Origin of the sequence: Saccharothrix ecbatanensis, assembly GCF_014205015.1 — a bacterium.
Lineage (GTDB): Bacteria > Actinomycetota > Actinomycetes > Mycobacteriales > Pseudonocardiaceae > Actinosynnema > Actinosynnema ecbatanense.
The window spans coordinates 7,653,478-7,675,100 of sequence record NZ_JACHMO010000001.1 but is presented as its reverse complement, the minus strand read 5'-3'; the positions used below and the strand labels follow the sequence as shown (position 1 = coordinate 7,675,100).

24 protein-coding genes are annotated in these 21,623 nt (G+C 69.6%); 7 read left to right on the top strand and 17 right to left on the bottom strand.

Translation table 11 applies throughout. The features are described 5' to 3' along the window. The first annotated feature begins 6 nt into the window (after positions 1-6). Together F4560_RS33600 and F4560_RS33595 are read left to right on the top strand one after the other, a co-directional pair. Positions 7-1,809 (top strand): hypothetical protein, encoded by a 1,803-nt coding sequence (locus F4560_RS33600; protein WP_184927000.1) that lies wholly within the window; start codon positions 7-9, stop codon positions 1,807-1,809. A 13-nt stretch (positions 1,810-1,822) separates the two neighbouring features. After that, the gene (locus F4560_RS33595) at positions 1,823-3,007 is read left to right on the top strand and encodes a thiolase family protein (RefSeq protein WP_184926998.1); all 1,185 of its coding nucleotides are present in this window, start codon (positions 1,823-1,825) and stop codon (positions 3,005-3,007) included. Between the two features lie 70 nt (positions 3,008-3,077). On the opposite strand, the gene F4560_RS33590 is transcribed toward F4560_RS33595, so the two are convergent. The 5 genes from F4560_RS33590 to F4560_RS33570 all read right to left on the bottom strand — a co-directional run bounded on the left by F4560_RS33590 (position 3,078) and on the right by F4560_RS33570 (position 7,573). Continuing rightward, on the bottom strand, positions 3,078-3,707 hold the full coding sequence (locus tag F4560_RS33590) for a hypothetical protein (protein WP_184926996.1): 630 nt from the start codon (positions 3,705-3,707) through the stop codon (positions 3,078-3,080). Positions 3,708-3,787: 80 nt separating this feature from the next. After that, positions 3,788-4,411 (bottom strand): putative glycolipid-binding domain-containing protein, encoded by a 624-nt coding sequence (locus F4560_RS33585; RefSeq protein ID WP_184926994.1) that lies wholly within the window; start codon positions 4,409-4,411, stop codon positions 3,788-3,790. Further along, positions 4,408-4,581 (bottom strand): antitoxin, encoded by a 174-nt coding sequence (locus F4560_RS33580; protein WP_184926993.1) that lies wholly within the window; start codon positions 4,579-4,581, stop codon positions 4,408-4,410. The genes F4560_RS33585 and F4560_RS33580 overlap by 4 nt, the downstream gene beginning before the upstream one ends. Before the next feature lie 163 nt (positions 4,582-4,744). Then, positions 4,745-5,968 (bottom strand): thioester domain-containing protein, encoded by a 1,224-nt coding sequence (locus tag F4560_RS33575; protein WP_184926992.1) that lies wholly within the window; start codon positions 5,966-5,968, stop codon positions 4,745-4,747. Positions 5,969-6,361: 393 nt separating this feature from the next. After that, entirely contained in the window at positions 6,362-7,573 is a 1,212-nt protein-coding gene (locus tag F4560_RS33570) for a DNA cytosine methyltransferase (protein WP_184926991.1), read from the bottom strand. Between the two features lie 83 nt (positions 7,574-7,656). Here F4560_RS33570 and F4560_RS33565 point away from each other — a divergent pair, with 83 nt between their 5' ends. Continuing rightward, positions 7,657-8,445 (top strand): hypothetical protein, encoded by a 789-nt coding sequence (locus F4560_RS33565; RefSeq protein WP_184926990.1) that lies wholly within the window; start codon positions 7,657-7,659, stop codon positions 8,443-8,445. Here F4560_RS33565 and F4560_RS33560 read toward each other — a convergent pair. After that, a complete protein-coding gene (locus F4560_RS33560; RefSeq protein WP_184926989.1) occupies positions 8,435-9,865 on the bottom strand; it encodes an ATP-grasp domain-containing protein in 1,431 nt (476 codons plus the stop codon). The two genes, F4560_RS33565 and F4560_RS33560, sit on opposite strands and share 11 nt — an antisense overlap. A gap of 150 nt (positions 9,866-10,015) precedes the next feature. Then, on the bottom strand, positions 10,016-10,228 hold the full coding sequence (locus F4560_RS33555) for a hypothetical protein (RefSeq protein ID WP_184926988.1): 213 nt from the start codon (positions 10,226-10,228) through the stop codon (positions 10,016-10,018). A 116-nt stretch (positions 10,229-10,344) separates the two neighbouring features. Here F4560_RS33555 and F4560_RS33550 point away from each other — a divergent pair, with 116 nt between their 5' ends. After that, entirely contained in the window at positions 10,345-11,268 is a 924-nt protein-coding gene (locus tag F4560_RS33550) for an NAD-dependent epimerase/dehydratase family protein (RefSeq protein WP_184926987.1), read from the top strand. A gap of 80 nt (positions 11,269-11,348) precedes the next feature. Here the strand turns inward: F4560_RS33550 and F4560_RS33545 are convergent, their stop codons facing one another. Then, on the bottom strand, positions 11,349-12,236 hold the full coding sequence (locus F4560_RS33545; RefSeq protein WP_184926986.1) for a ribonuclease Z: 888 nt from the start codon (positions 12,234-12,236) through the stop codon (positions 11,349-11,351). A 17-nt stretch (positions 12,237-12,253) separates the two neighbouring features. Between F4560_RS33545 and F4560_RS33540 the strand changes: the two genes are divergently transcribed. Both F4560_RS33540 and F4560_RS33535 read left to right on the top strand, forming a co-directional pair. Further along, a complete protein-coding gene (locus F4560_RS33540; RefSeq protein WP_184926984.1) occupies positions 12,254-13,078 on the top strand; it encodes a serine hydrolase domain-containing protein in 825 nt (274 codons plus the stop codon). Positions 13,079-13,212: 134 nt separating this feature from the next. Continuing rightward, complete coding sequence (locus tag F4560_RS33535; protein WP_184926982.1) at positions 13,213-15,228, top strand: glycosyl hydrolase family 28-related protein; 2,016 nt, start codon at positions 13,213-13,215, stop codon at positions 15,226-15,228. Here F4560_RS33535 and F4560_RS33530 read toward each other — a convergent pair. From F4560_RS33530 to F4560_RS33490, 9 genes are all read right to left on the bottom strand, one after another. Next, positions 15,218-16,180 (bottom strand): NAD(P)-dependent alcohol dehydrogenase, encoded by a 963-nt coding sequence (locus F4560_RS33530; RefSeq protein ID WP_184926981.1) that lies wholly within the window; start codon positions 16,178-16,180, stop codon positions 15,218-15,220. The two genes, F4560_RS33535 and F4560_RS33530, sit on opposite strands and share 11 nt — an antisense overlap. After that, positions 16,177-16,401 carry a helix-turn-helix transcriptional regulator gene (locus F4560_RS33525; RefSeq protein ID WP_184926978.1) on the bottom strand — a complete coding sequence of 75 codons (225 nt, stop codon included), beginning with the start codon at positions 16,399-16,401 and terminating at the stop codon, positions 16,177-16,179. The genes F4560_RS33530 and F4560_RS33525 overlap by 4 nt, the downstream gene beginning before the upstream one ends. Beyond that, the gene (locus F4560_RS33520) at positions 16,402-16,824 is read right to left on the bottom strand and encodes a hypothetical protein (protein ID WP_184926976.1); all 423 of its coding nucleotides are present in this window, start codon (positions 16,822-16,824) and stop codon (positions 16,402-16,404) included. It lies immediately after the preceding gene. Between the two features lie 114 nt (positions 16,825-16,938). Continuing rightward, positions 16,939-17,802 (bottom strand): GNAT family N-acetyltransferase, encoded by an 864-nt coding sequence (locus F4560_RS33515; protein ID WP_184926975.1) that lies wholly within the window; start codon positions 17,800-17,802, stop codon positions 16,939-16,941. A gap of 135 nt (positions 17,803-17,937) precedes the next feature. Further along, positions 17,938-18,468 (bottom strand): class IV adenylate cyclase, encoded by a 531-nt coding sequence (locus F4560_RS33510; protein ID WP_184926973.1) that lies wholly within the window; start codon positions 18,466-18,468, stop codon positions 17,938-17,940. Positions 18,469-18,508: 40 nt separating this feature from the next. Beyond that, the gene (locus F4560_RS33505; protein ID WP_184926971.1) at positions 18,509-19,591 is read right to left on the bottom strand and encodes a radical SAM protein; all 1,083 of its coding nucleotides are present in this window, start codon (positions 19,589-19,591) and stop codon (positions 18,509-18,511) included. A gap of 9 nt (positions 19,592-19,600) precedes the next feature. After that, positions 19,601-19,873 carry a hypothetical protein gene (locus F4560_RS33500; RefSeq protein ID WP_184926969.1) on the bottom strand — a complete coding sequence of 91 codons (273 nt, stop codon included), beginning with the start codon at positions 19,871-19,873 and terminating at the stop codon, positions 19,601-19,603. Between the two features lie 48 nt (positions 19,874-19,921). After that, positions 19,922-20,266 (bottom strand): hypothetical protein, encoded by a 345-nt coding sequence (locus F4560_RS33495; protein WP_184926967.1) that lies wholly within the window; start codon positions 20,264-20,266, stop codon positions 19,922-19,924. After that, a complete protein-coding gene (locus tag F4560_RS33490) occupies positions 20,263-21,015 on the bottom strand; it encodes a TauD/TfdA family dioxygenase (protein ID WP_184926965.1) in 753 nt (250 codons plus the stop codon). The genes F4560_RS33495 and F4560_RS33490 overlap by 4 nt, the downstream gene beginning before the upstream one ends. A gap of 162 nt (positions 21,016-21,177) precedes the next feature. Between F4560_RS33490 and F4560_RS33485 the strand changes: the two genes are divergently transcribed. Beyond that, on the top strand, positions 21,178-21,600 hold the full coding sequence (locus F4560_RS33485; protein WP_184926963.1) for an NUDIX hydrolase: 423 nt from the start codon (positions 21,178-21,180) through the stop codon (positions 21,598-21,600). Positions 21,601-21,623: the final 23 nt, after the last annotated feature.

Sequence of the window (21,623 nt, the reverse complement as noted above, 5' to 3'; positions counted from 1 at the left end):
GACGCCATGGACCGTCGCCGGATCGCCCTCATCGCCGCGGGGTTGGTGCTGTTCGCCGGGGTGATCGCGGTGTTGCGGACCACCGGTGTCGGTGAGCCGGTCGCCGCGACGAGCCTGTCCGCGCCGCCGCCGACGTCCCTGGAGCCGTACGCGGCCGAAGGCGTGCTGGTGCCCACGGCCGGCCCGCCGCCCGAGCAGCCGAGCGGGCTGACCGTGGCGTCCGGACCTCGGCGGTTGCAGCTGCGGTGGACCGGTGACGCGCCCGGTTACGAGGTCAAGTGGGGCACCGACCAGCTCGACCGGAGCAAGCTGATCACGGGCCCGGTGGTCCAGATCGACGGCTTGGAGGAAGAGCGGGGGTACAAGGTCGAGGTGTCCGCCGTGGACGCGTTCGGGCAGCGGTCCGCACCCGCGACGGGCTCCGGCACGACGCAAGCGGTGCGTTCCGGCGAGTACGCGCTGGAGGACCTCTTCGACCAGCCCGACGCGCCCGATCCGACCCGGTGGCGGTTGGCGTCGCGGGGGAACTGCGCGCGGGCGACTCCCGGGCAGGAGGACGACGGGCGGCGGTTGGTGCTGAGCAGCAACTGCGCGGCGGCTCCGGCGACGTTGCGGTCGCGGACGCCGTTCGTGCTGCGTGACGCGGACGACCTGGGCCGGTTCGTGGTGGAGACCGACGCGCCGGGCGGCGACGGCGAGCTGATATTGGACCTCGTGCCCGGACCGGTGTCGCTGGTCAGCGGTGACGCGCTGCCGCCGGACGCGGTGCGGCTGCGGGTGGCGACGAGTGCCGGGACGACGTCCGCGCAGGTGGTCGTGCCCGCCGGGACGCCGACCTCGGTGCTGCGCGCGCTGCCCGCGATGGAGCCGGGGATCAGCCACCGGTGGGAACTGGTGTTCCGGCGTGACGGCACCCAAGTCGTGTTCGACGGTGACGTGGTGGCGACCAGCACGGCCGTGCCGGCGTGGCGTGAGGCGACGGCGCTGGTGTCCGTCGCCGGGCCGACCGGGCAGCGTGCGGCGATCAGCCTGATCGCGTTCGACGCGGCTCCGGCTTCCGCTCCGGCGTGGGTGCCCGCGCCGGAGGTCGAGGTCGGGGTGGCGGTCGAACCCCCGGCGACCGAGCCGCTGAAGGCGTTGCCGGGGGTGACGGGCGGGCAGTTGCGGATGGCGCTGCTGCACACCGACGCGTCACCGGAGGCGCCGTCGTTCGCCGTGTCGGTGGCCGGGGTGACGGTGCCGCTGCGGACCGCGCTGCCTGGTGCGCCGTGGCGGCCGGTGGCGGCGTACCCGATGGTGGCGGACCTGCCCGTGGAGGCGTTGCGGGTCACGTCGTCGGGGAAGCTGCCCGTGACGCTGGTGACCGGGCTGCGGGTGCAGGCGACGCACGTGGACCTGGAGTTGACCGGCTCGTTCTCCGGTGAACGGCCGAAGGTGGAGAAGGAACCGCTGAACGGGCGGGAACGTGAGCTGGCGCGGGCGAGCGGCACGGTGCTCGACGCGAGCGGGCGGACGGTGCCGGAGGGTGCGGCGGTGCAGCGCGGGCGGATGGTGTTCGACCTCGTGCTGGAGGGGCGTCCGGGTGAGGCGTTGGCGGGGCTGGCCGGGTTCAGCGTGCGGGTGGACGACGAGCGGCTGGCCATGGTGCCGACCGCGTCCGGTGGGCCGGGGATCGCGGGGCGGTACCGGTTCGCGCTGACCACTTCGGACCTGTCGCTCGGGCCGCACATGATCGAGGTGCGGATGTTCGGCACGTCCGGTGAGACCCGTTCCACCTCGGCTTACATCCCGTTCTTCGTCGGCCGGTGACAAGATGGGACGCATGTCGCGCCCCCTCATCCTCGACGCCGCCCGCACCCCGTTCGGCCGTTACCGCGGCGGGTTGTCCGGCGTGCGGGTGGACGACCTGGCCGCGTTGCCGATCGTGGAGCTGCTGCGGCGGCACCCGTCGATCGACCCGGCGCTGATCGACGACGTGCTGCTGGGGAACACGAACGGGGCCGGCGAGGAGAACCGGAACATCGGGCGGATGGCGGCGCTGCTGGCCGGGCTGCCGACGTCGGTGCCGGGGGTGGCGATCAACCGGCTGTGCGCTTCGGGTGGCGAGGCGATCGTGCAGGCCGCGCGGGCGTTGGCGTTGGGGGACGCTTCGCTGCTGGTCGCCGGTGGTGTCGAGGGGATGACCCGCGCGCCCTTCGTCGTGCCGCGGCCGGACAAGCCGTTCGCCGACCGGTTGGAGTCGGTGTCGACGGCGCTGGGCTGGCGGTTGGTGAACCCGCGGATGAAGGCCGAGTGGACGGTGCCGCTGGGGCGTGCGGCGGAGGACGTCGCGGTGGCGTTGGGGATCACGCGGGAGCAGATGGACGTGTTCGCACTGCGGTCGCACCGGCGGGCGTCGGCGGCGTGGGACGCGGGGGTGCACGACGGGTTCGCGTTCCCGGTGCAGCTGTCGAACGACTCGCCGGTGCGGCGGGACGAGTCCGTGCGGCCGGAGACGTCGGTGGAGCGGTTGGGGAAGCTGAAGTCGGCGTTCTCGGAGAGCGGGCCGGTGACGGCGGGCAACTCGTCGCCGTTGAACGACGGCGCGGCGGCGGTGCTGATGGGGACGGAGGAGATGGCGTCCTCGTTGGGCATCACACCGTTGGGTGAATTCCTCGGATCGGCCGTGACGGCCGAGGAGCCGCAGCGGTTCACGCTGGCCCCGGTGTCCGCGATCCGGAAGCTGCTGGCGAGGTTGAAGATCGACGCGGCGGACGTGTCGCTGTGGGAGATCAACGAGGCGTTCGCCGCGATGGCGCTGTCCGTGCTGCACCACCTGCCCGAGGTGGACCGGGAGAAGGTCAACGTGCACGGTGGGGCGATCGCGTACGGCCACCCGCTGGGCGCTTCCCTGCCCCGGGTGGTGATCGACCTGTGCCGGCACTTGCGGGCCCGTGGGGGCGGTCTCGGCGTGGCGGCGGCGTGCGTGGGGGTCGGTCAGGGGATGGCGATCGCCGTTCGGGTCTGAGGTCGCCGGGATCGCCGGGATCGCCTGATCGAGCGACAGCGCGGCCGGGCATGACTTGCTAGGCTCGCACTCAGCCGAGGCCGCTAGGTCGAGGAAGTGAACCCGGGCAGGATCCCGCCGGACGACGGGCGCCCGGGTTTCGCGCTGTCCGGGTGCTTGTGCGGTGGAGATCACCGCAGTCGATCACCTTCTCGACCAGCGGTTCGACCCGACGACGCCAGTCTCCTCCCGCACCGAAGCACCACGCCACGGCGTCGGGAATCCACAGCGCCGGGTCCTCGTGGGGTTGGAAGTGCTCGTATGCGAGTGCATCGATGGGCGCGCGAAGTCGCTGGAGCGTTCCGACGATCTCGCGGCGGTCGTCGCGATCGCGGGCGAGGCCGCGTGACTCGATCACAAGCCTCTGGGCGCCCGCGTCCAGCACTTCCGCGACGAGTTCACGGAGCAACACGGCGCGCGTCGCATCCTTCGGGCCGCGTCCGGTGTAGACACGAACTCGAAGCGGGTGTTCCACCAGCCGAGCCACTATCTTCCGCCGTCGATTGTCGCTCTCGGCCTGGAAATGCACCCGCCGCTCGCCTGACAGGCACAAGCCGCGCATGACCGCACGGATCGGCACAAGCTGCCGGATCGGGATGTACGCAGCCACCACCAAGTAGCTGGATCGATGTGACTCATCGACGAAGACGTGTGCGCTCACCCAACGATCGTTGCGCGCTCTCGCGACGCGCAAGCGATTGCTCGCCCGATGTGATGATCAGATGTCCCAGGCGCCGGGGATCAGATGCGGTAGGCGATGCGGGGGTAGTCGACGACCAGGCCCGTGCGGTCGACGGTGATGTCCTGTTCGAACTCGCCGTGGGTGAAGGAGACCACCGCGCGGTCCTCGCCGAGGGACACCGTGCGGTAGCGCTGGCGGACCAGTTGCACCGACAGGTCGGGCAGGGTCACGTAGACGACCGGGATCTCGTGGTCGCCTTCCTCCTGCTGGAGGTTGAGCCGGCGGATCGGGATGGCGTTGAACAGGACGGCGAACTGCACGTCCACGTCCACCGCGCCGTCGAAGTCCGCGCGCTCGGCGCCCTGACCGGCGTCGACCAGCCAGATGCCCTCCGACGAACGGCTGACCGAGATCTGCCGCTCCTCCGACACCGTGGACGTCCGCAGCAGCAGGCGGGTGACCGCACCGGTCTCACCCACCGACACCTCGAACGACCCGCTGAACTGCTCGGCCGGACCGGCGGTCACCAAACGGCCCGAGGCGCGGAGCTTGCGCTCCGAGAGCAGGAAGCGCACCTGCTCCAGCCTGGGGACGTCGTAACCCTGCCAGGTCACCATCTGCGCGGCGGGCGAACGGGTCTCCCCGGAGGGGTTGACCCGCTCAGCCGTGTTGAACGAGTTCACTCTCCACCCGGAAGGATGTCCTTGGCCTTCTCGGCCACCGATTTGACCTGGTCCTCGTGGCCGAACTTGCCCGCGATGAACTCGGCGGCCTGGTCGACGCCCGCGTCGACCTTCTCGTGGTTCTGCTCGAGCAACTCGGACGCCTTGTTCTTGATCTCGTCGAAGTTCACTGGTGCTCCTTCGCACTCCTGACGCAGGCTACCCGAATCGACCTCGCGTCCCCAGCGGCAAACCGTACCTGCGGCGTTCGCGATCGGACCACAACGACACCCCCCACAAGGGTGAACGGCCCCCCGGGAGTCCCGAGAGGCCGTTCACCGTCCAGCAGTTCTATCAGGCAGCGCGCTTGCGACGCAGGATCAGCAGCGCCCCGGCGCCCGCGCCCAGCAGGCCGAGACCGATCAGCAGCGGCACGAAGATCGACGCACCGGTGTTGGCCAGGTCGTCGTCACCGCCACCGGCGGCCGGAGCCTCAGTGGTGGTGGTCGTCGTCGGCGCCTCGGTCGTGGTCGTCGTGGTCTCGGTCGTGGTGGTCGTCGGCACCGTGGTCGTGGTGGTCGTGACGACACCCTCGACCCACTTGACCTTCGCCTTGTCCTTGACGTCGACGTCGGCCGGCTTCGCGATCACCAGCGACTGCGTCACCTTGTTCTTGTCCTGCGCCACGAACAACCGGCCGTGGTGCAGCTTGGCGGTGGCCGAGACGGTGAACTCGACCTCGCCCGGCTCGGTGCCCGCGTCGACCTTGACGAACACCTCGCTGACGTGGGTCGCGGCCTGCGCGCTCAGCTGACCGGCCTCGGCGACCTGGAGCGGGTTGCCGTCCTTGTCGGTGAAGGCGACGCCCTCGGGCACCTCGGCGGTGAGGATCAGACCCTTGTCGGAGGTCGTGACGACCTCGAACGGGCCGATCAGCGCGCCGCCGGCCGTGCCTTCCAGCAGCTCCTGCTTGATGTCCAGGGTCGGCGCGGGCTCCTGCTCGAGGCCGACGTTCTTCTCACCGGTCAGGTGCTTGTAGACGGCGAGCACGTCGGCGTCCACGTCGTCACCCTCGACGGTGGGGTTGTCCTTGTTGAGGTTCGCGCCGTCGCTGTAGTGCCAGATCGCGGCCTGGGTGCCGGCGATCAGCGAGCTCTCCTTGATGGTCGGCAGCTCGAAGGCGTCCTGAGCGGCCTCGACATCGAGGGTGGGGTAGCTGTGGTGCAGGATCCAGTTGACGAACTTGGCGTTCGCCTTGAAGTCGGTGTCCGCGTTCGGGTGCTCGTCCCACGGCACCTCTTCGAGCGGCGTGTTGTCCTCGAGCGCCGTCGGCAGTTCGACGCAGTACGCCGTGGCGGTCTGGTCCTTGCCGTTCTCGATGATCTTCAGACCGATCAACTCGGTGTGAATCTCTTTGTCTTTGCCTTCGAGGAAGATCCCCATGCCCTTGACGTCCGCACCGGGGTGCGGCTTCACCACGACGGCGTCGGCGGCGGCGGGCAGCGCCGAAGTCAGCAGGATGATCGAGGCGCCGAGAATCGCAGCCCCGATGCGCTTCGGAGTCAACCGGGTTGCCATGTGTCTCCTTGAGGCTCGCGAGGTAGCCCGTTTGGTGTAGTTCAAGGCGGCGGACTGCCGGACGATGGAACGCCTCCGCGTGGGGTTCCGACATCGATTCGACAGAATCGGCGGAACACTATCCGATCGGGCGACCCCGGATCGTGAGTGGGTCGTACTTTCCGTATCACCACCTGCGAGCAGCGGCGATTACCCTCGACCGTCCACTGTGGACGTCGAAAAGCGGACCATTCCGACCGCGAAGCGCCGCCCGCACCCGTTTCGACTTAGGACGAAACGGAACTTCACATACCTGTGGACAACTCGATTTCCGCACTTCAGCGGCTACGTCCACAAAAGACACGTAATAAGCTCAAGTCCCTTTTCGACGCCACACCGTTGCCAAACGGTGATCTAGGCGACCAGCGCGGACGGCGTGACCGGCCTGATGTCGCCCACCCGCAACGACGTCCCCGGCAGGCACAGGTCACGCGCGGTCGGCGGCTGACCGGTCAGCATCCACTTCACCAGCGAGGCGAGTTGGTACGAGATCAACGGCGGCACCGCATCGCCCAGGTGCCGGTAGGCGTTGCCGATCACCGACACGTCGAACCGGAACCGGCGCGGGAACCCCTGGAGCAACGCCATCTCCCGCACCGTGCACAACCGGTGCTGCTCGGGGTGCGCGTAACGCCCGTTGCCGACGTGCCCGCACTCCCGCTTGATCGTGCGCGCCGGCTCGTCCCACCACATCCGGCCGTAGACGTCCGGGTGGGACCCCCACTTGCCCTCTTCGATGATCTTGCGCTGGGCCGGGTTCAGCAGCAGCTCCGACGCCGACCCCACCAGGTCGCCCCACGACCCGCCGTCGGCCGGGATGGCCCGCATCCGGTCCAGCGAACGATCACGCCGGAACGACGGCGACACGTGCATCTCGTCGTCCGCGTGCGCCTCGCCCGCGGCCACCCGCGGCAGCTTGCCGATCGCCCGCCGCACCGTCACCGCGCCCGGCCGGACCTCCCAGCCCTGCCACAGGTCCTCCAACGTGCGCAGCGGCACGCCGTCGTCGACCGCCACCACCATCGCCCGCTCACGCAACTGGGGCAGGCCGAAGCGCGACAGCATGTGCGTGCTCGCGTCCACTTCGTACCCGATCTCCAGCAGCTGCTCGGCCAACCCCTCGAGGTGGTGCCGCTGCTTGCCCTTGACCAGCTCGCGCGCGTTCTCCAGCACCAGCACCCGCGGCCGGAACTCGGCCACGTACGCCGCCACCCGCCCCACCAAGGAGTTGCGCGGGTCGTCACGGAGGTGGTTGGCGGGGGCGATCCGGGTGAAGCCCGAGCACGGCGGGCACGCCACGAGCACGTCCAGCTCGCCCCGCTGGAGACCCCACACCTGCCGCAGCACGGCCGGGTCCAGCCGGCCCAGGTCCACCTGCAACGGGTCGACGCCGATGTTGTCCCGGTAGATCCCGTTGCAGCGCAACGACCCCAGCCGGGACGACGGCTTGCCGATCTGCGCGTCGGCCGCGCCCACGATGGTGAAGTCCCGGTGCGCCTGGAAGCCCATGCTCATGCCACCGGCGCCGGAGAACAGGTCGACGACTGTGAAGGGGGGTCCGGGCACCGCGTGATCGTACGGCGGTCACGCGACCCACCGGCGAGTGATCCCACCGGTACCGACGGCCGGAATCGCGTACGTTGCCCGCCATGGATCTCCCACCTGCGTGGCAACGGCCGGACCCGTTGCGTGGACTGGAGGACATGCCCTGGTCGGTGCTGGCCCACGGGGCCGGCGTGGACGACCTGATGCGCAGGGTCGTGCACGGCGAGCGCGTGACCCGTGAGGTCGCCTGTCAGGCGCTGGCCGACCGGTTGCTGGTGGACGACACCGTGTCCGAGGCGAGCGTGTGGGCGGTGCCGTTCCTGATCGAGATGGGCGCGAGCTACCGGGTGCCCGCGGACAGCCGCGATCGGGTGATTTTCATGTTGGCCGCGATGGCGCTGGCCGGCGCGGGTTTCACCGACGGCGGCAAGCGCACCCGGCGCCGGTGGAACGCGCTCGGGCGCGAACTGCCGCGCCGTCCACCGGACTGGATCACGCAGACCAGGTACGAGGTCGCCAAGGGCGCGCACAAGGTCTTCGAGGCGTTGGCGGGCGCGAAGGTGGCGTGCTCGATGGCGTTGGCCATCGCGGTGCCCGAGGTCGTGCCGCGGCACGTGGTGGACGTCGCGGACGCCCTCGCGTCCGCGGACCGCTCGCCTCGGCTGCTGGCGTTGGCCGCACGGGTGCTGCTGCACCTCGTGGACGACGACGAGGTCACGCCCGCGCTGCTGCGCGCCACCGCTCAGTGCCACCCGGAACTGCTGCGCGCCTACCGGGACAAGGCGTACCCGCCCAACCAGCCGCCCGAGGTGACGTTGCAGATCATGGGCTACCGGTACGCCTTCCTGGCCGCGTACGGCGACGACCAGGAAGGCGTGACGATCACGCGGTGACGGCGGTGGGCTCCGCGGCCGCGGCGGCGGCCTGCTCGTCGGCGACGGGCACGGCCGGCTCCAGCGGACCCAGCGCGGTGCCCCACTCCTGGTCGGCGAGGGCGAACGCGGCCACGGTCAGCGCCACCACCGGGCGGCCGAACGGCAGCTGGTCGGCGTAGAAGTCCAGCTCGAGCCGCGCGCCGAGCGGTGACGGGCGCAGCCGCAGCGACCCGTGCGGCGTCTCCTCGGGGTGCGCGAACCGGCACGACCATTCGGTGAACACGATCGGACGTTCCACGATCTCGTTCGGCTGAACCGCGCGCACGTTCGCGCCGACCGAGCCGTGCCGGTAGTCGTCGGCCGCCGAGACCAGCAGCTCCTCGAACTCGATGGACGACACGCCGAGGTCGTGCCCGGCGACCAGGGCGACCTGGACCAGAGCCAAGGGCAGCTGCGGGAGGGCGTCCTCGAAGCACACCATCGCGCCGCCGTACCGGGTGTTGATCTCGGTGGGTAGGAAGCCGTCGGCGGTGGCGATCCCGTCGAGGGTGAACGTGCCGCGGTAGTCGACCGTCTCGCGCAGCCGTTCGCCGACCCGGCGGGCCAGGTTCCGCATCTCCTCGCGGATCCACGTGGGCGGGTCGTAGTACGACGCGCAGCCCGCGTACAGGAACCGGGCCTGACCGGCGCGGCGCGGCACGACCATCTCGATCGGCCGCAGCACCGCCGTGCCGTCCGGGAACACGATCCCGTGCACGCTCACCGGGATGCCCTCCAGGAACGGCATCACCCGGACGAAATCGCACTTGGGCGCGAGCACCTCGAACGCGTCCAGCGCCTCTTGCCGGTCGCGCACCCGGCGGACGAAGTTCGCGCCGCCGTTGATCGCCGGGCCGTCACCGGACCAGACGACGCCCGCGCCGCGGTCGAGCCGCGTGGTCGCCGCCCACAGGCCCTCGAAGTCGAGGTCGAGCACGATGGCCGGCGCGCGCGGGGCGGACAGCTCGTCCCACAGCCCGTCGATGGTGGTCTTGTTCTCCAGCTCGACCCACTCCGGGCGGCGGGCGTTGAGCACCGGCCGGCCCGCGAACTCCGGGGTGTGCACGTACGGGGTGCTGATCACCACGGCCTCGCCGCGCGGGTCGAAGTCCTCCAGGACCTCGCGCACCTTGCGGTTGGGCGATGTCAGCAGCCGGGTGAGCCGGTTCTGCTCGACCGCGACGAACCCGCCGGCGATGCCGAGCGGCACCCAGCGGGCCACTTCCGAATCGTGCAACGGCGCGTGGTCGTCCGTCGACAGCACGAGTGTGTGGCGGGCGCCGAGCTGGTGCAGCTCACCGGCGCGATTACTCAGCCGGGTGCCGCCCGCGAGCACGACCAGCCGGTCGCCGAACAGGGTGCCAAGGCGCGCTTGAAGCGCGGAGAGGACATGATCCATCGCCGAGAACTCGCTTTATGAGAAGCAGACGAGACAGCCGGCGAGCGCCGGGTGTCACGCACTGTAGAGGCAGGCGATGGGATCGGCCTAGCACGGTCGGGCAACTTCCGGATGAAGTTTGCCGATGGGTTCAGGGACGGCCGCGCGAGATCATCGAGCGGCGTCTCGAAGTACCTGGTCAACCCGGCTCAGGAAAGCACGCGGCCCCTTGGCCTTGGGGAACGGCAGCGTGAGGCCGAAGAGCGTGTCGTCGACCGACGGCGGCGCGGCGGCCACGATGGCCGCCGCGGTCTCCAGGAACCGCTGCCTCTTGGCCTCGCGCACGGCGTACTCAGCGAGAACGCCCTCGATGCTCGTGTGCATGGCTGGATGGGGGTAACTCACTTGGGTTGTATCGGCCCCAGCGGTCCACACCTTTAGGGGCAATTTGCACCCAGTTGATGACCGTCGATCGGGTGGCCCCGTGTTGGGATGTCGCCATGCGCGTGCTGGTCACCGGAGCCACCGGTTACATCGGACGAGTGGTCATGGCCGAGCTGAAGGCCGCCGGTCACACCTCCATCCCCTTTACGGGTGATGTCCGGTCGCGTGACGGGGTCGGGGACTTCGGCGATGTCGACGCGGTCGTGCACCTGGCGGCCGTCGCCCGCGTGCGTGAGTCGTTCGAGGACCCGGTGCGGTACTACGACGTGAACGTGGGCGGCACGGTGAACCTGCTCCGGTCGCTGAACCTGCTCCGGTCGCCGAACTTGCTCCGGCCGCCGAACTTGCTCCGGTCGCCGCCGCCGCGGTTCGTGCTGGCGTCCACTGCCGGCGTGTACGGGACGGCCGGGGTGCCGGTGATCGGCGAGGACTGCCCACGTGCGCCGGCCAACCCTTATGCGGCCTCGAAAGCCGCCGCCGAGGACGTGCTGGCGTGGGCCGCCGCGACGGGGCGGGTGGGCGCGGTGGCGCTGCGGTTGTTCAACGTCGCCGGTGGTGGGGACCGCGACGACACGCGCGTGATCACCAAGGCGTGCGGGGTGGCGGCCGGGCGGGCGGCGTCGATGGAGGTGTTCGGCGACGGGTCGGCGGTGCGGGACTTCGTGCACGTGCGGGACGTGGCGCGGGCGTTCGTGACGGCGGTGGAGCGGTGTGGGGAGGGGTATGCGGCGCTCAACGTCGGTGCGACGCCGGCGAGCGTGGCCGAGGTGCTGGCGGCGGTGGAGCGGGTGACCGGCCGACCGGTGCCGGTCGTGCGGCGGCCGGCGCACCCCGGTGAGGTGCGCGAACAGCGTGCGGACACGACGCGGTTGCGGGCGTTGGGCTGGCGACCGGAGTCGTCGGACCTCGACTCCCTGGTCCGCGACCAGTGGGCCGCCGAGACCCGGAACCTCTCGACCGGATCCGAACAGCTCCGCTAGCACCGTTAGCTCCGCGCAGGTCCCCTTCAAGGGGAACCCTTGCATTAACTCTACCGATGGGGTCCGACAATTCCGGTGGTTCACGAACGCCGGCGGGGTAGTGGCACGCGGTCCAGGTCGGCGGCCACCACGATCTCGCCGTCGAACACCGCGGCGGCCTCGTCGTGGAACAGGCGCGGATCGGTGTAGCGCTGCGAGAAGTGGGTGAGGACGAGCTTGCGCACACCGCACTCGGCCGCGACCGTCGCCGCCTGACGCGCGGTGAGGTGGCCGTACTCCACCGCGAGCGGTTCGTCGACGTGCAGATATGTCGACTCGATGACCAGCATGTCGGCGCCGTCGGCCAGCTCGAACACCCCGTCACACAGCCGGGTGTCCATCACGAACGCGAACCGCTGGCCCCGCCGCGGCACGCTCACCTCGTCCAACAGCGGCGGTCGCAGCTCACGGATCGCCGGGCCGTGGATGCCGCGCGCCGCCAGCAGTTCGGGGACCATCGTGCGGCCGTCGGGTTCGACCAGGCGGTAGCCGTACGCGGGCAGCGTGTGGTCAAGTCGCCGGGCTTCGAGCCGGCCGAACACGCCCTCCGCGATCACGCCGGGCTCGGTGACGGGGTGCTCGCGGATGTCGGCCACGTCGTGGAACGAGGTGGCGTGCCGAAGCCGCCCGAAGTACTCCGCCCCCTCGGCCGGGAAGTGCGCGTGCACGGTGTGCGGGACGCGGTCGAGGGACATGCGCTGCACGACGCCGGGGACGCCGAGGCAGTGGTCGCCGTGGAAGTGCGTGACGAACAGCCTGGTGACGTCGTGCGCCGCGACGCCCGCACGCACCATCTGCCGCTGGGTGCCGTCGCCGGGGTCGAACAGGAAACCTTCGGCGTCCCAGCGCAGCAGGTAGCCGTTGTGGTTCCGGGTGCGGGTGGGCACCTGGCTAGAGGTGCCCAGCACGACCAGCTCACGTGGTGACACATGGCAGAGTCTGCGGCATGGAGAGCTTGCAGGCGGTGTCATCGTGGCCGGTCGAGACCGTGGCGACGGCCGTGGTCGACGCGCGGGGCGAGGTGTTGGGCACGCACGGGCCGGTCGAACGCCGGTTCCCGCTGGCATCGGTGACGAAGCTGCTGACCTCTTACGCCGTGCTGGTGGCGGTGGAGGAGGGCGCGGTCGAGTGGGACCAGCCGGCCGGGCCCGAGGGGTCGACGGTGCGGCACCTGATCGCGCACACGTCCGGGTTGGCGTTCGACTCGGCCGATGTGATGGCCGCACCGGGCACCAGGCGGCTCTACTCCAACACCGGGTTCCAGGTGCTGGCGGACTTCGTGGAGACGGCGACCGAGATCCCGTTCGCGGAGTACCTGGCGGAGGCGGTGTTCGGGCCGCTGGGCATGAGTTCGTCCAAGTTGGACGGCCACGCCGGGGCGGGCGCGTGGTCGACCGTGTCGGACCTGGTCCGGTTCGCGGCCGAGGTGCAGGCGCCGAAGCTGGTGTCGGCCGAGCTGGTGGCGGAGGCGACGTCGGTGGCGTACCCGGGGCTGCGCGGGGTGCTGCCGGGGTACGGGTTGCAGAACAACAATGACTGGGGGCTGGGGTTCGAGGTCCGGGCGGCCAAGTCGCCGCACTGGACGGGGGCGACCAGTTCACCGCGGACGTTCGGGCATTTCGGGCAGAGCGGCACGTTCTTGTGGGTCGATCCGGACGCGGGCGCTGCGTGCGTCGTGTTGACCGATCGGCCGTTCGCCAGGTGGGCCGTGACGGCGTGGCCGCCCTTCACCGACGGGGTGTTGGCGGAGTTGGGCTCGTCTTTGCGGTAAGCCTGCGCAAGTCCCTACCTTGATTACGCAACTCGTTGACAGATTCACGTAATTCACCGCCAAACTCTTGTGATGCGGCGCACAGCCCACCTAGGGTCACGACGCCTTGCCAGCGCGAGAGAAACGAGTCGGCGATGTCGTGGAGCTCCAGCGGGGTCGGACGGTGGGTCGGACGGTGGATCGCGGTCTGCGCGGCGGTCACGGTCGGCATGGGCGTTGTCACCGGCTACGGCCACGCCACGCCGGCACCGGTCGTGACGCGGGCCGCGCTGGACCCGGGGCTGGTCGCGGGCCGGGGCGCGGACGTCGCGTTCCTCGAGCAGGAAGCGGAGAACGTGCCCACCACCGGCACGGTCATCGGCCCCGACCGCACCGCCTACACGCTGCCGTCCGAGGCGTCCGGGCGGAAGGCGGTCCGGCTCGCGCCCGGCGAGCACGTCGAGTTCACCCTGCCGAAGGCCGCCAACGCGATCACCGTCCGCTACAGCATCCCGGACGCCCCGACCGGCGGCGGGATCACCGCGCCGCTCGACGTGACGGTGAACGGCAAGCACCGCAAGACCATGACGCTCACCTCGCAGTACGCGTGGCTGTACAACCAGTACCCGTTCACCAACGACCCGAACGCCGACCTGCTGCACCCGGACTGGTGGATCACCGAGTGCGCGTGCGTGCCGTCCCAGACCACGCCCGTGCCGGTCATCCAGAAGCCGTTCCGCCCCAGCCACTTCTACGACGAGCAGCGCCTCATGCTCGGTCGCACGCACCGAGCGGGCGACCGTGTCCGGCTCACCGCTCCCGCCGGCACGAACGCCGAGTGGACCGTGATCGACCTGCTCGACTCCGAACTGGTCGGAGCGCCGCACGTCAACCCGGTCGCGGCCAACGTGCTGCGGTTCGGCGCGGACCCGACGGGCCGACGTGACTCGGCCGCCGCGTTCGACCGCGCCATCGCGTTCGCCAAGCGGCACCGGCTCCCGGTGTACGTGCCGCCGGGGACGTTCCAGGTCAACCGGCACATCGTGGTGGACGACGTGACCATCGAAGGCGCGGGCAGCTGGCACACCGTGATCAAGGGCCGCTCGGTCGCGCTCCCGACGCCCGCGCCGGACGGTTCCACGCACACCGGGGTCGGCTTCTACGGTCGGCCGGCGACGGAGGGCGGCAGTCGCAACGTCCACCTTCGCGGGTTCGCGCTGGAAGGGGACGTGCGGGAGCGCATCGACACCGATCAGGTCAACGGGATCGGCGGCGCCATGAGCGATTCCAGCATCGACGGGCTCTACGTCCACCACACCAAGGTCGGGCTGTGGTTCGACGGGCCGATGTCGAACGTGCGGGTGACCGACAACATCGTGGTCGACCAGATCGCCGACGCGCTGAACTTCCACACGGGCGTCACGGGCTCTTTGGTGCGCAACAACTTCATCCGCAACACGGGTGACGACGGGCTGGCCATGTGGTCCGAGCACCAGCAGAACGCGGGCAACCGGTTCGAGCGGAACACCGTGCAGTCGCCCGTGCTGGCCAACGGGATCGCGCTGTACGGCGGCGCGGACAACGCGGTCGTGGGCAACCTCGTGGCGGACCCGGTGCGGGAGGGCAGCGGTATCCAGCTCGGGTCGCGGTTCGGGGCGCAGCCGTTCGTCGGGCGGGTTCTGGTCACGGACAACACGACTGTGCGGGCCGGGACGTTCGAGTTGAACTGGCGGATCGGGCTCGGCGCGATCTGGTTCTACGCGTTGGAGCGGGACATCGACGCGGACGTGCAGGTGGTGGGGAACCACTTCCTGGACAACACGTACAACGCGATCATGTTCGTCAGCGAGTGGTCGGTGAAGGATCTCCACTCGATCAGCGGCGTGCGCTTCAAGGACGTTCGGGTGGACGGGACCGGGACGTCGGTGGTGAGCGCGCGGTCGGCCGGGTCGGCGACGTTCGAGAACGTGGACGCGCGCAACGTCGGCGCGGTGCCGGTGAACAACTGCGGTTCGTTCCACTTCACCCCGGCGGGGTCGGAGTTCGCGGTGGGCGATCTCGGCGGCAACGACGGCTGGCTCGCGCCGTGGCTGCTGCCGAACACGATCACGTGCGACGACCGCCCGCCGGTCGTGCCTCCGCCGGCGCCCTCGGCGTGGACTACGGGGTGACGACGGCCTGACCGCGCACGCGGCCGTGGCGGATGTCCTCGATCGCGGCGGCGGCCTCGGCCAGCGGGTAGGTCCGGTCCAGCACGGGGGTGACCTTGCCGGCTTCGATGAGCTCGCGGAGCAGCACCAGGTCGTCAAGGCGGTCCTTGTGGACGAGTGGCCGCGCCTTGATGCCGAGGAACGGGGCGACGACCATCGCGCGGATCCACCGGTCGGTGCCCATGAACCACGGGCCGCCCGTGCCACCGACGAACACGACCGTGCCGCCGGGCTTGAGGAGGCGCTTGAGGGTGCGCAGCGGGGAGTTGCCGTAGATGTCGAGGACGACGTCGAAGCCTGTCGCGGTCAGCGGACCGGCGGCGTAGTCGAGCACGTGGTCCGCGCCGAGGTCCCGGACCATCGCCGCCTTCGCCGCGCTGCACACCGCCGTCACCTCGGCGCCGTAGTGCTTCGCCAGCTGGACCGCGTACGTGCCGACGCACCCCGAAGCGCCGGTGATCAGCACTTTGTCGTGGGCGCCGATCCGTCCCTTGTCCCGGACCGCCTGGAGTGCCGTGAACCCGGCGATCGGCACCGCTGCCGCCTGTTCGGGCGTGAGGTTGGCGGGCTTGGCCGTCACCTGGCCCTCTGGCACGGAGACGTACTCGCAGAACGCCCCGGCACACCACCCGAACACCTCGTCACCGACCTCGACTGTCGTCACCGCCTTGCCGACGGCCTGGACCGTGCCGGCCACCTCCAACCCCGGCACCCGGTTCGTCGGCCGCCGCACCCCGACGGCCACCCGTGCCGCGTAGGGCAGGCCGCGCACCAGGTGCCAGTCGGTCCCGGTGACGGCGGCGGCCCGGACGTGCACGAGGACCTCGCCGTCCCCGACCGTCGGCTTCCCTATCTCGCCGAGCCGCAGCACTTCGTCGGGGACGCCGTACGCGTCCTGGGTGATCGCTCTCATGAGTCGTCCTCCGGGTACTGGAACACGTCGCCGAGCGGGACCTTGAAGACCCGGGCGATCTGGAACGCCATTTCCAGTGAGGGCGAGTAGCGACCCTGTTCGATGGCGATGATGGTCTGGCGCGTGACGTCGATGCGCTTGGCCAGTTCGGCCTGCGTCATCTCGCCGTGCGCGAAGCGGAGGGCGCGGATCGAGTTGGTGATCCTGGTCGGCTTGCCCATCTAGAAACCCCGCCGGTAGGCGACCAACTTGACCGCGGCGCCGAACACGGCCCACGACGCGAAGACGGCGTAGATCGCGTTGGCGATCCAGAAGTGCGGGGCCTCGGCCAGTGCGAGCCCGAACGGCAGCACCATGCCGACGCCGAGCACGCCGCCCGCCACGTGCTCCCCGAACCGGTTGATGTCCCGGTCGCGCACGTCGGCCTTGTGGCTCTCGCTGGGCCGTGCCATTTCAAACGCGATCCGACCGACGATGGCCAGACCGACGGAGATCCCGATGGACCACAACAGAGGTGCCACGTACGACACCTCGGCGATCCGGACTTCACCACCGGCCCGACTCAGGACGACCCCGACGTACCCGAGGAAGGTCAGCGCGCTGACCACCAGGTACACCCAAGTCCCCTTCTCCTCGTACGACACTGAGCCACCCCCATGTAAAGAGAACCTGACATCGCTAGTGTCACCTCAACTTGACCTGATGTCAAGCATCTTTGACATCGAGCCTGGGGCTGCATCGTGTGTCGGTCGTGCGTTCTAGCCGGCTTCCGGTACGTCGTCGGAGAAGTCGTAGCCGGCGAAGTCGGTGACCGGGACGTACCCGATGCGCTGGTAGAGGGCATTGCTGGTCACGTTGGCCGGATCCGCGAACAGCACCACATCCGTCGCCCCCGCGGCCAGCGCGGCTCGGCTCACCTCGACCGTCACCGCGCCCGCATAACCACGTCCCCGGAGGTGGGCAGGGGTGTAGACGGGGTCGAGCCGGACCATGCCGGCAACCATCGTCGTCCAGCCCGCCATGGAGACGGGCGTGCCGTCAGTGGTCTCCCAGAACGTGAATTGCTTGTCAGCGAAGCGTGAGTCGGCCCAGGAGTCGGCGGGTGGCTCCCCGACGTCGGCGATGAACTCACCGCACCAGCGGATGACCTGTTCGCGATCCTGCGGCCCCGCGACGCGACCCTGACCGTCCGGGACCGGCTCCGGTGAAGTGAGCGTGCCGAGGCGATAAAGACGGACCCGCAAGCTGTGTACCGACGCCGTGCCCGTGTGCCGCTGCCACGCCTCCGCGAAAGCTGTCGCGGTGTCGTGGTCCGCGGTGACGCCGGAGAGGGGTTGGCCGAGGTCGGCCAAGTGGGCGGCTAGGGGTACGGCCTCGCCTGGGGAGAGGAGGGCAAGGCTCAGTCGATGGTTCGGACGACGGTAGAAGATCCCGCCGACCGCGTCCCCTTGCTCCAGCCAGCCGAATACGGTGGGTTCGTATTCGCCCACACCGCCGGTTCGCAGTTTGTCGGTCACGGTCAACGGCATGGTGTGCAGGGTTGGACGTGAGCGCAGGAAGTCTCCGGCTCGGCCGAGAAAGTGGTCGACGTCTTCGGTCATGTGCCAGTCATCCGAGCGCATGCCCTGATGATCCCTGACGTGACGACAGAGGCCCTGTGGAAAGTTCTCCACAGGGCCTCTGAGCTGGTGCGCTCGGCAGGATTCGAACCTGCAACCTTCTGCGTCGGGGCACACTTCGAACACACCTGATAATGCCTAAAAGCGCAGTTCAGGGATCGTGTTCAGGTCGATGCCGTAGAGGGCGTAGACCTTGATGGTGTTCTCCCCTGTCAGCTCCTCCTCGGCGTAGCCGAGCAGCGCGGCCACCCGGACGACCTCCTCTTTCGTCCCGGCCTCGATCTCGACGTAGGGCGGGATGCGCGGCCACGTGTCGATCTCGACCTGTGCGCCGTCGAGGACGAAGCTCGTGCGCTTGGTCTCCTGGTACGACTTCGCGGTGAACCCGAGCACGCCGAGCAGGGCGTTGGTCGCGTCGAAGTCGCTCACGGTCACTTCGGTCTCGTGGGTGCCGTCGATGGCGTCGCTGGTGATCTGCTTGACGGTCAGCGTCACCTCGTCCCCGGTGTCGCGCAGCCTGATCCACTTCGACTGGTCGCCGGGCGTGATGTCATAGACGTAGCGGCGCATGAACCGCTCGCCGACCTTCTGCCCGCCCTTGTCGAGGATGAGCTGTTCCATCTCGGCGGGATCGACGTCGAGGATCTTCGCTTCGTGCTCGATCGGCACTCGCGGCCGTCCTTCCTGGTTGATCGGTGCTGGTCCGACGCTATGCCGCGTGGCGGCGGGTGAGTCGGTCGTACTCGACCTCACGCAGGGCCAGCACTTCTGGCAGCACTGGCCCGGTGAGGAAGTCGTCAAGGGTCATGGACAGGTCCATTCGTTGAATGCAGACACCGACTTGGTATCGGCCGTTGCGGTCGTAGTAGAGCCGCACGCCGTAGAAGCCCTCTTGACAGTCGGTGTCGTTGTTGAACCGGCATCCGGCGCATGTCTCGGGCAGCCGGACGCGCCGAATCTGCTTGAAGTACACCCGACGCCCGTCTGGGAGTCGGTAGGCGGTACGCGCCCCGGAGACGCCTGCGGTGATGTAGTGCGCCTCGGCGACCGCTCCGCGTTCCGCCAGGATGCGCTCGATGGCCTCGACGGAGGCCGGGCCGTGGTCCAGCGAGTTGAGCAGTCGGACCGACAGGTGCGGGGAGTACTCATCGAGCAGGCGGTGCACGCGTGGCGCGTGGCTGTAGTCGAGCACCACGATGTTCGCGCTGGCCTTGACCCCGTGCGCCTCACAGACGGCGATCGAGCGTTTCAGGGCGTCGATCTTGCGCTGCGCACGTTCGGGGTTGCGGTAGCGGGCGTGCTGAGTCTCAGCGAGTTCGTCGGCCGTCGTGCCGAAGATCGAGAAGTTCACCCGGTCGAGTCCAGCGGCGGCGCAGTCGGGAAGCACCTCCGCGCCGTGCTCTCCGTTGGACGTCATCCCGACCCGCAAGCCCGCCCCGGTGGCGATCTTCGTCAGCCGCGCGATGGTGGGGTGCAAGGTGGGTTCACCGCCGGTCAGGTGGACCTCGGTCAGGCGCAGCGCGTCGCATAACGCGACCAGCGCGTGCCCGAACTGCTCGTTCGCAGGCATCGGGGCAGGGAGGAACTTCGCGCCGTTGGTGGCGGCGTAGATCGATATGCGCCCGCTGGGACCGGCGATCGTGAAGTCGCCGACAGAACGACGGCGGTTGTCCACCGCAACGGGTGTGCCCTCGTTGTGGCAGAACGTGCACGTCAGACCGCAGGCGTCGAGCACCTTCGCGCGAGCGGTCTTGTCTTGCTCGACGTGAACGGGCAGGTCCGTGGGGATCATCGGGAGTTGCTAGCCCTTCTGGTGGGTGGTGTCCGAGGACGCGGCGGGAGGGCTGTCCGGGTCGGGACGGACGGCCCTCCCACCGCGTCGGGTGCCTCGGCAGCCGGACGGCCGGGCGTGGGAGAGATTCCGCCCGGTGCTGCCGAAGCGGTCAGGTGGTCTTGTCGCGGAACGGGCGTCATTGGCGCGGGCTCGGCGGCGGCCCTCGATCTCGCCATAGCCGATGACCAGCACGACCAACGCCAACGTCACGGCGATCAGTTGCCAGCCGCAGACGCACATCTGGTCACGCCGGGTGCGCTGCGGGGCGGTCGCCGAGGTCCGGTCGAGTCATGGCACCCACAGCACGGGAGCCGACGCGACCACCAGGCGGGGCGCGTGCCGCTGGGTCGGCGCAGGCAGGCTCAACAGGCCCTCGACCACGTCGGACAACGAACCGGCGCGCTCCCACACGATGCCGGGCGGTTCGTCGCCATCCGCACGCAGCGCCATCGCGTCGGTACTGCTGCATACCCGGATGGCGTCGTGCCAGCCGTCCGGGTACAGCCGGAACCCATCCACCTGGGCGGGAACGCCGTCAACAACGCTTTGGTGCACGAACTGCCATCCCGTGTCACGGATGGCGACCAAGCCCGCCAAGGCGGGGAACGCGCGCACCGCCGCCTCGTCGCTCATACGGCACTGCTCCGCGCGCTGGTGGGGATGCCGGTCCGGATGCCGAGGTGAGGCAGCGGGTTGGCGTTGACGCGGTGCACCACGCGGTGCCCGGTGAACGCTCGCCGACCGTGCAGCCATCGGTGGTTGTCGAGGACGTAGCCCTGTCCGGCGCTCAGGTCCAGCTCGGTCACGTGCTGGTCGATCACCGCTCGCAGCGTCGGCAACCACCGGCTCACCTCGGGCGAGAACTGCACGAGGTCGTCCTGGCGCAGCCTGATGGTGACGCGTCCGCCGTCGTACTCGGTGAAGACCGCGCCGAGGTGGCCGGACGCACCGCCGAACAGCACGGATCGGCGTGCGCACAGCGCCGTCAGCGCGTCAGGTGCGGTCTCGGCGAGCGTGTCGTACACGGCTTGCCCGTCGATCAGCACGCACTGACCGCCGCTCGTCGCGGGCTGCGAACAACCCAGGACCAGCAAGGCGGGCGGGTTGGCGACACCGGAGCGATCCGTGTGCGGCGCGAGCGCGCACGAGCTGAACCCGGCGAACGCGCCGTTCTGGTCGGAACCGAGGTCCACCAGCGTCGTGACGCCGTCCGACGCGCTGTCCCGATGCGGGACGACCGTGGCGACGGAGCGAGCGAGACGCAGCAGGTCCGCCGAGTCGGCGAGCCCTTCCACCAACACCAGGCCGCGACAACTCAGCGCGCCCACCACTGCCGACTCGTCGTCGGCAGTGATCCAACCGCCATCAACGCGGTTGTCCATCGTCCCTACCTCCCGAAACGCTTGTTCCGCGAGATCATGGGAGCGCGATCCGACCCGGCACGTCCAGTGACAAGCTGTCAACACAGCGTCGCCTGGTGTCCGATGACCGGGTGCTACGTTGCCGATGAGCAGATCGCGCACGCCTTCCGGAGGTCAACGCCGATGAGCCAGCCCGTCTACCCCGTCTCGATCAAAGGCGTGGTGGTGCGTGACGACAGGGTGTTGCTGCTGAAGAACGAACGCGACGAGTGGGAGCTACCCGGCGGCCGGATCGAACCCGGCGAGACGCCCGAGGAATGCGTGGCCCGCGAGATCGCCGAGGAAACGCAGTGGCAGGTGACCACCGGGCCGATCCTCGACACGTGGATGTACTACATCAACGTGGCGGAGAAGAACGTGTTCATCGTGACCTACGGCTGCTACCCGGACGGCGACGCCGAACCCGTTCTCTCCCACGAGCACAAGGAGATCGGGCTGTTCACCGAGTCCGAGGTGCGCGGGCTGAACATGCCGGACGGGTACAAGCGTTCGATCGCGAGTTGGTTCGCGCGTCTGCGCGAGACCGACCGGGAACTGATCCGGTAGCCGCTCATGACGGGCGGACGCTG

What these genes read in the sequence shown, in the direction of transcription:
- F4560_RS33555 (WP_184926988.1), bottom strand. Translation starts at nt 10,228, where the DNA reads ATGCACACGAGCATCGAGGGCGTTCTCGCTGAGTACGCCGTGCGCGAG.
- F4560_RS33600 (WP_184927000.1), top strand. Translation starts at nt 7, where the DNA reads ATGGACCGTCGCCGGATCGCCCTCATCGCCGCGGGGTTGGTGCTGTTC.
- F4560_RS33485 (WP_184926963.1), top strand. Translation starts at nt 21,178, where the DNA reads ATGAGCCAGCCCGTCTACCCCGTCTCGATCAAAGGCGTGGTGGTGCGT.
- F4560_RS33535 (WP_184926982.1), top strand. Translation starts at nt 13,213, where the DNA reads ATGTCGTGGAGCTCCAGCGGGGTCGGACGGTGGGTCGGACGGTGGATC.
- F4560_RS33530 (WP_184926981.1), bottom strand. Translation starts at nt 16,180, where the DNA reads ATGAGAGCGATCACCCAGGACGCGTACGGCGTCCCCGACGAAGTGCTG.
- F4560_RS33515 (WP_184926975.1), bottom strand. Translation starts at nt 17,802, where the DNA reads ATGCGCTCGGATGACTGGCACATGACCGAAGACGTCGACCACTTTCTC.
- F4560_RS33525 (WP_184926978.1), bottom strand. Translation starts at nt 16,401, where the DNA reads ATGGGCAAGCCGACCAGGATCACCAACTCGATCCGCGCCCTCCGCTTC.
- F4560_RS33505 (WP_184926971.1), bottom strand. Translation starts at nt 19,591, where the DNA reads ATGATCCCCACGGACCTGCCCGTTCACGTCGAGCAAGACAAGACCGCT.
- F4560_RS33595 (WP_184926998.1), top strand. Translation starts at nt 1,823, where the DNA reads ATGTCGCGCCCCCTCATCCTCGACGCCGCCCGCACCCCGTTCGGCCGT.
- F4560_RS33575 (WP_184926992.1), bottom strand. Translation starts at nt 5,968, where the DNA reads ATGGCAACCCGGTTGACTCCGAAGCGCATCGGGGCTGCGATTCTCGGC.
- F4560_RS33565 (WP_184926990.1), top strand. Translation starts at nt 7,657, where the DNA reads ATGGATCTCCCACCTGCGTGGCAACGGCCGGACCCGTTGCGTGGACTG.
- F4560_RS33540 (WP_184926984.1), top strand. Translation starts at nt 12,254, where the DNA reads ATGGAGAGCTTGCAGGCGGTGTCATCGTGGCCGGTCGAGACCGTGGCG.
- F4560_RS33550 (WP_184926987.1), top strand. Translation starts at nt 10,345, where the DNA reads ATGCGCGTGCTGGTCACCGGAGCCACCGGTTACATCGGACGAGTGGTC.
- F4560_RS33495 (WP_184926967.1), bottom strand. Translation starts at nt 20,266, where the DNA reads ATGAGCGACGAGGCGGCGGTGCGCGCGTTCCCCGCCTTGGCGGGCTTG.
- F4560_RS33560 (WP_184926989.1), bottom strand. Translation starts at nt 9,865, where the DNA reads ATGGATCATGTCCTCTCCGCGCTTCAAGCGCGCCTTGGCACCCTGTTC.
- F4560_RS33490 (WP_184926965.1), bottom strand. Translation starts at nt 21,015, where the DNA reads ATGGACAACCGCGTTGATGGCGGTTGGATCACTGCCGACGACGAGTCG.
- F4560_RS33500 (WP_184926969.1), bottom strand. Translation starts at nt 19,873, where the DNA reads ATGTGCGTCTGCGGCTGGCAACTGATCGCCGTGACGTTGGCGTTGGTC.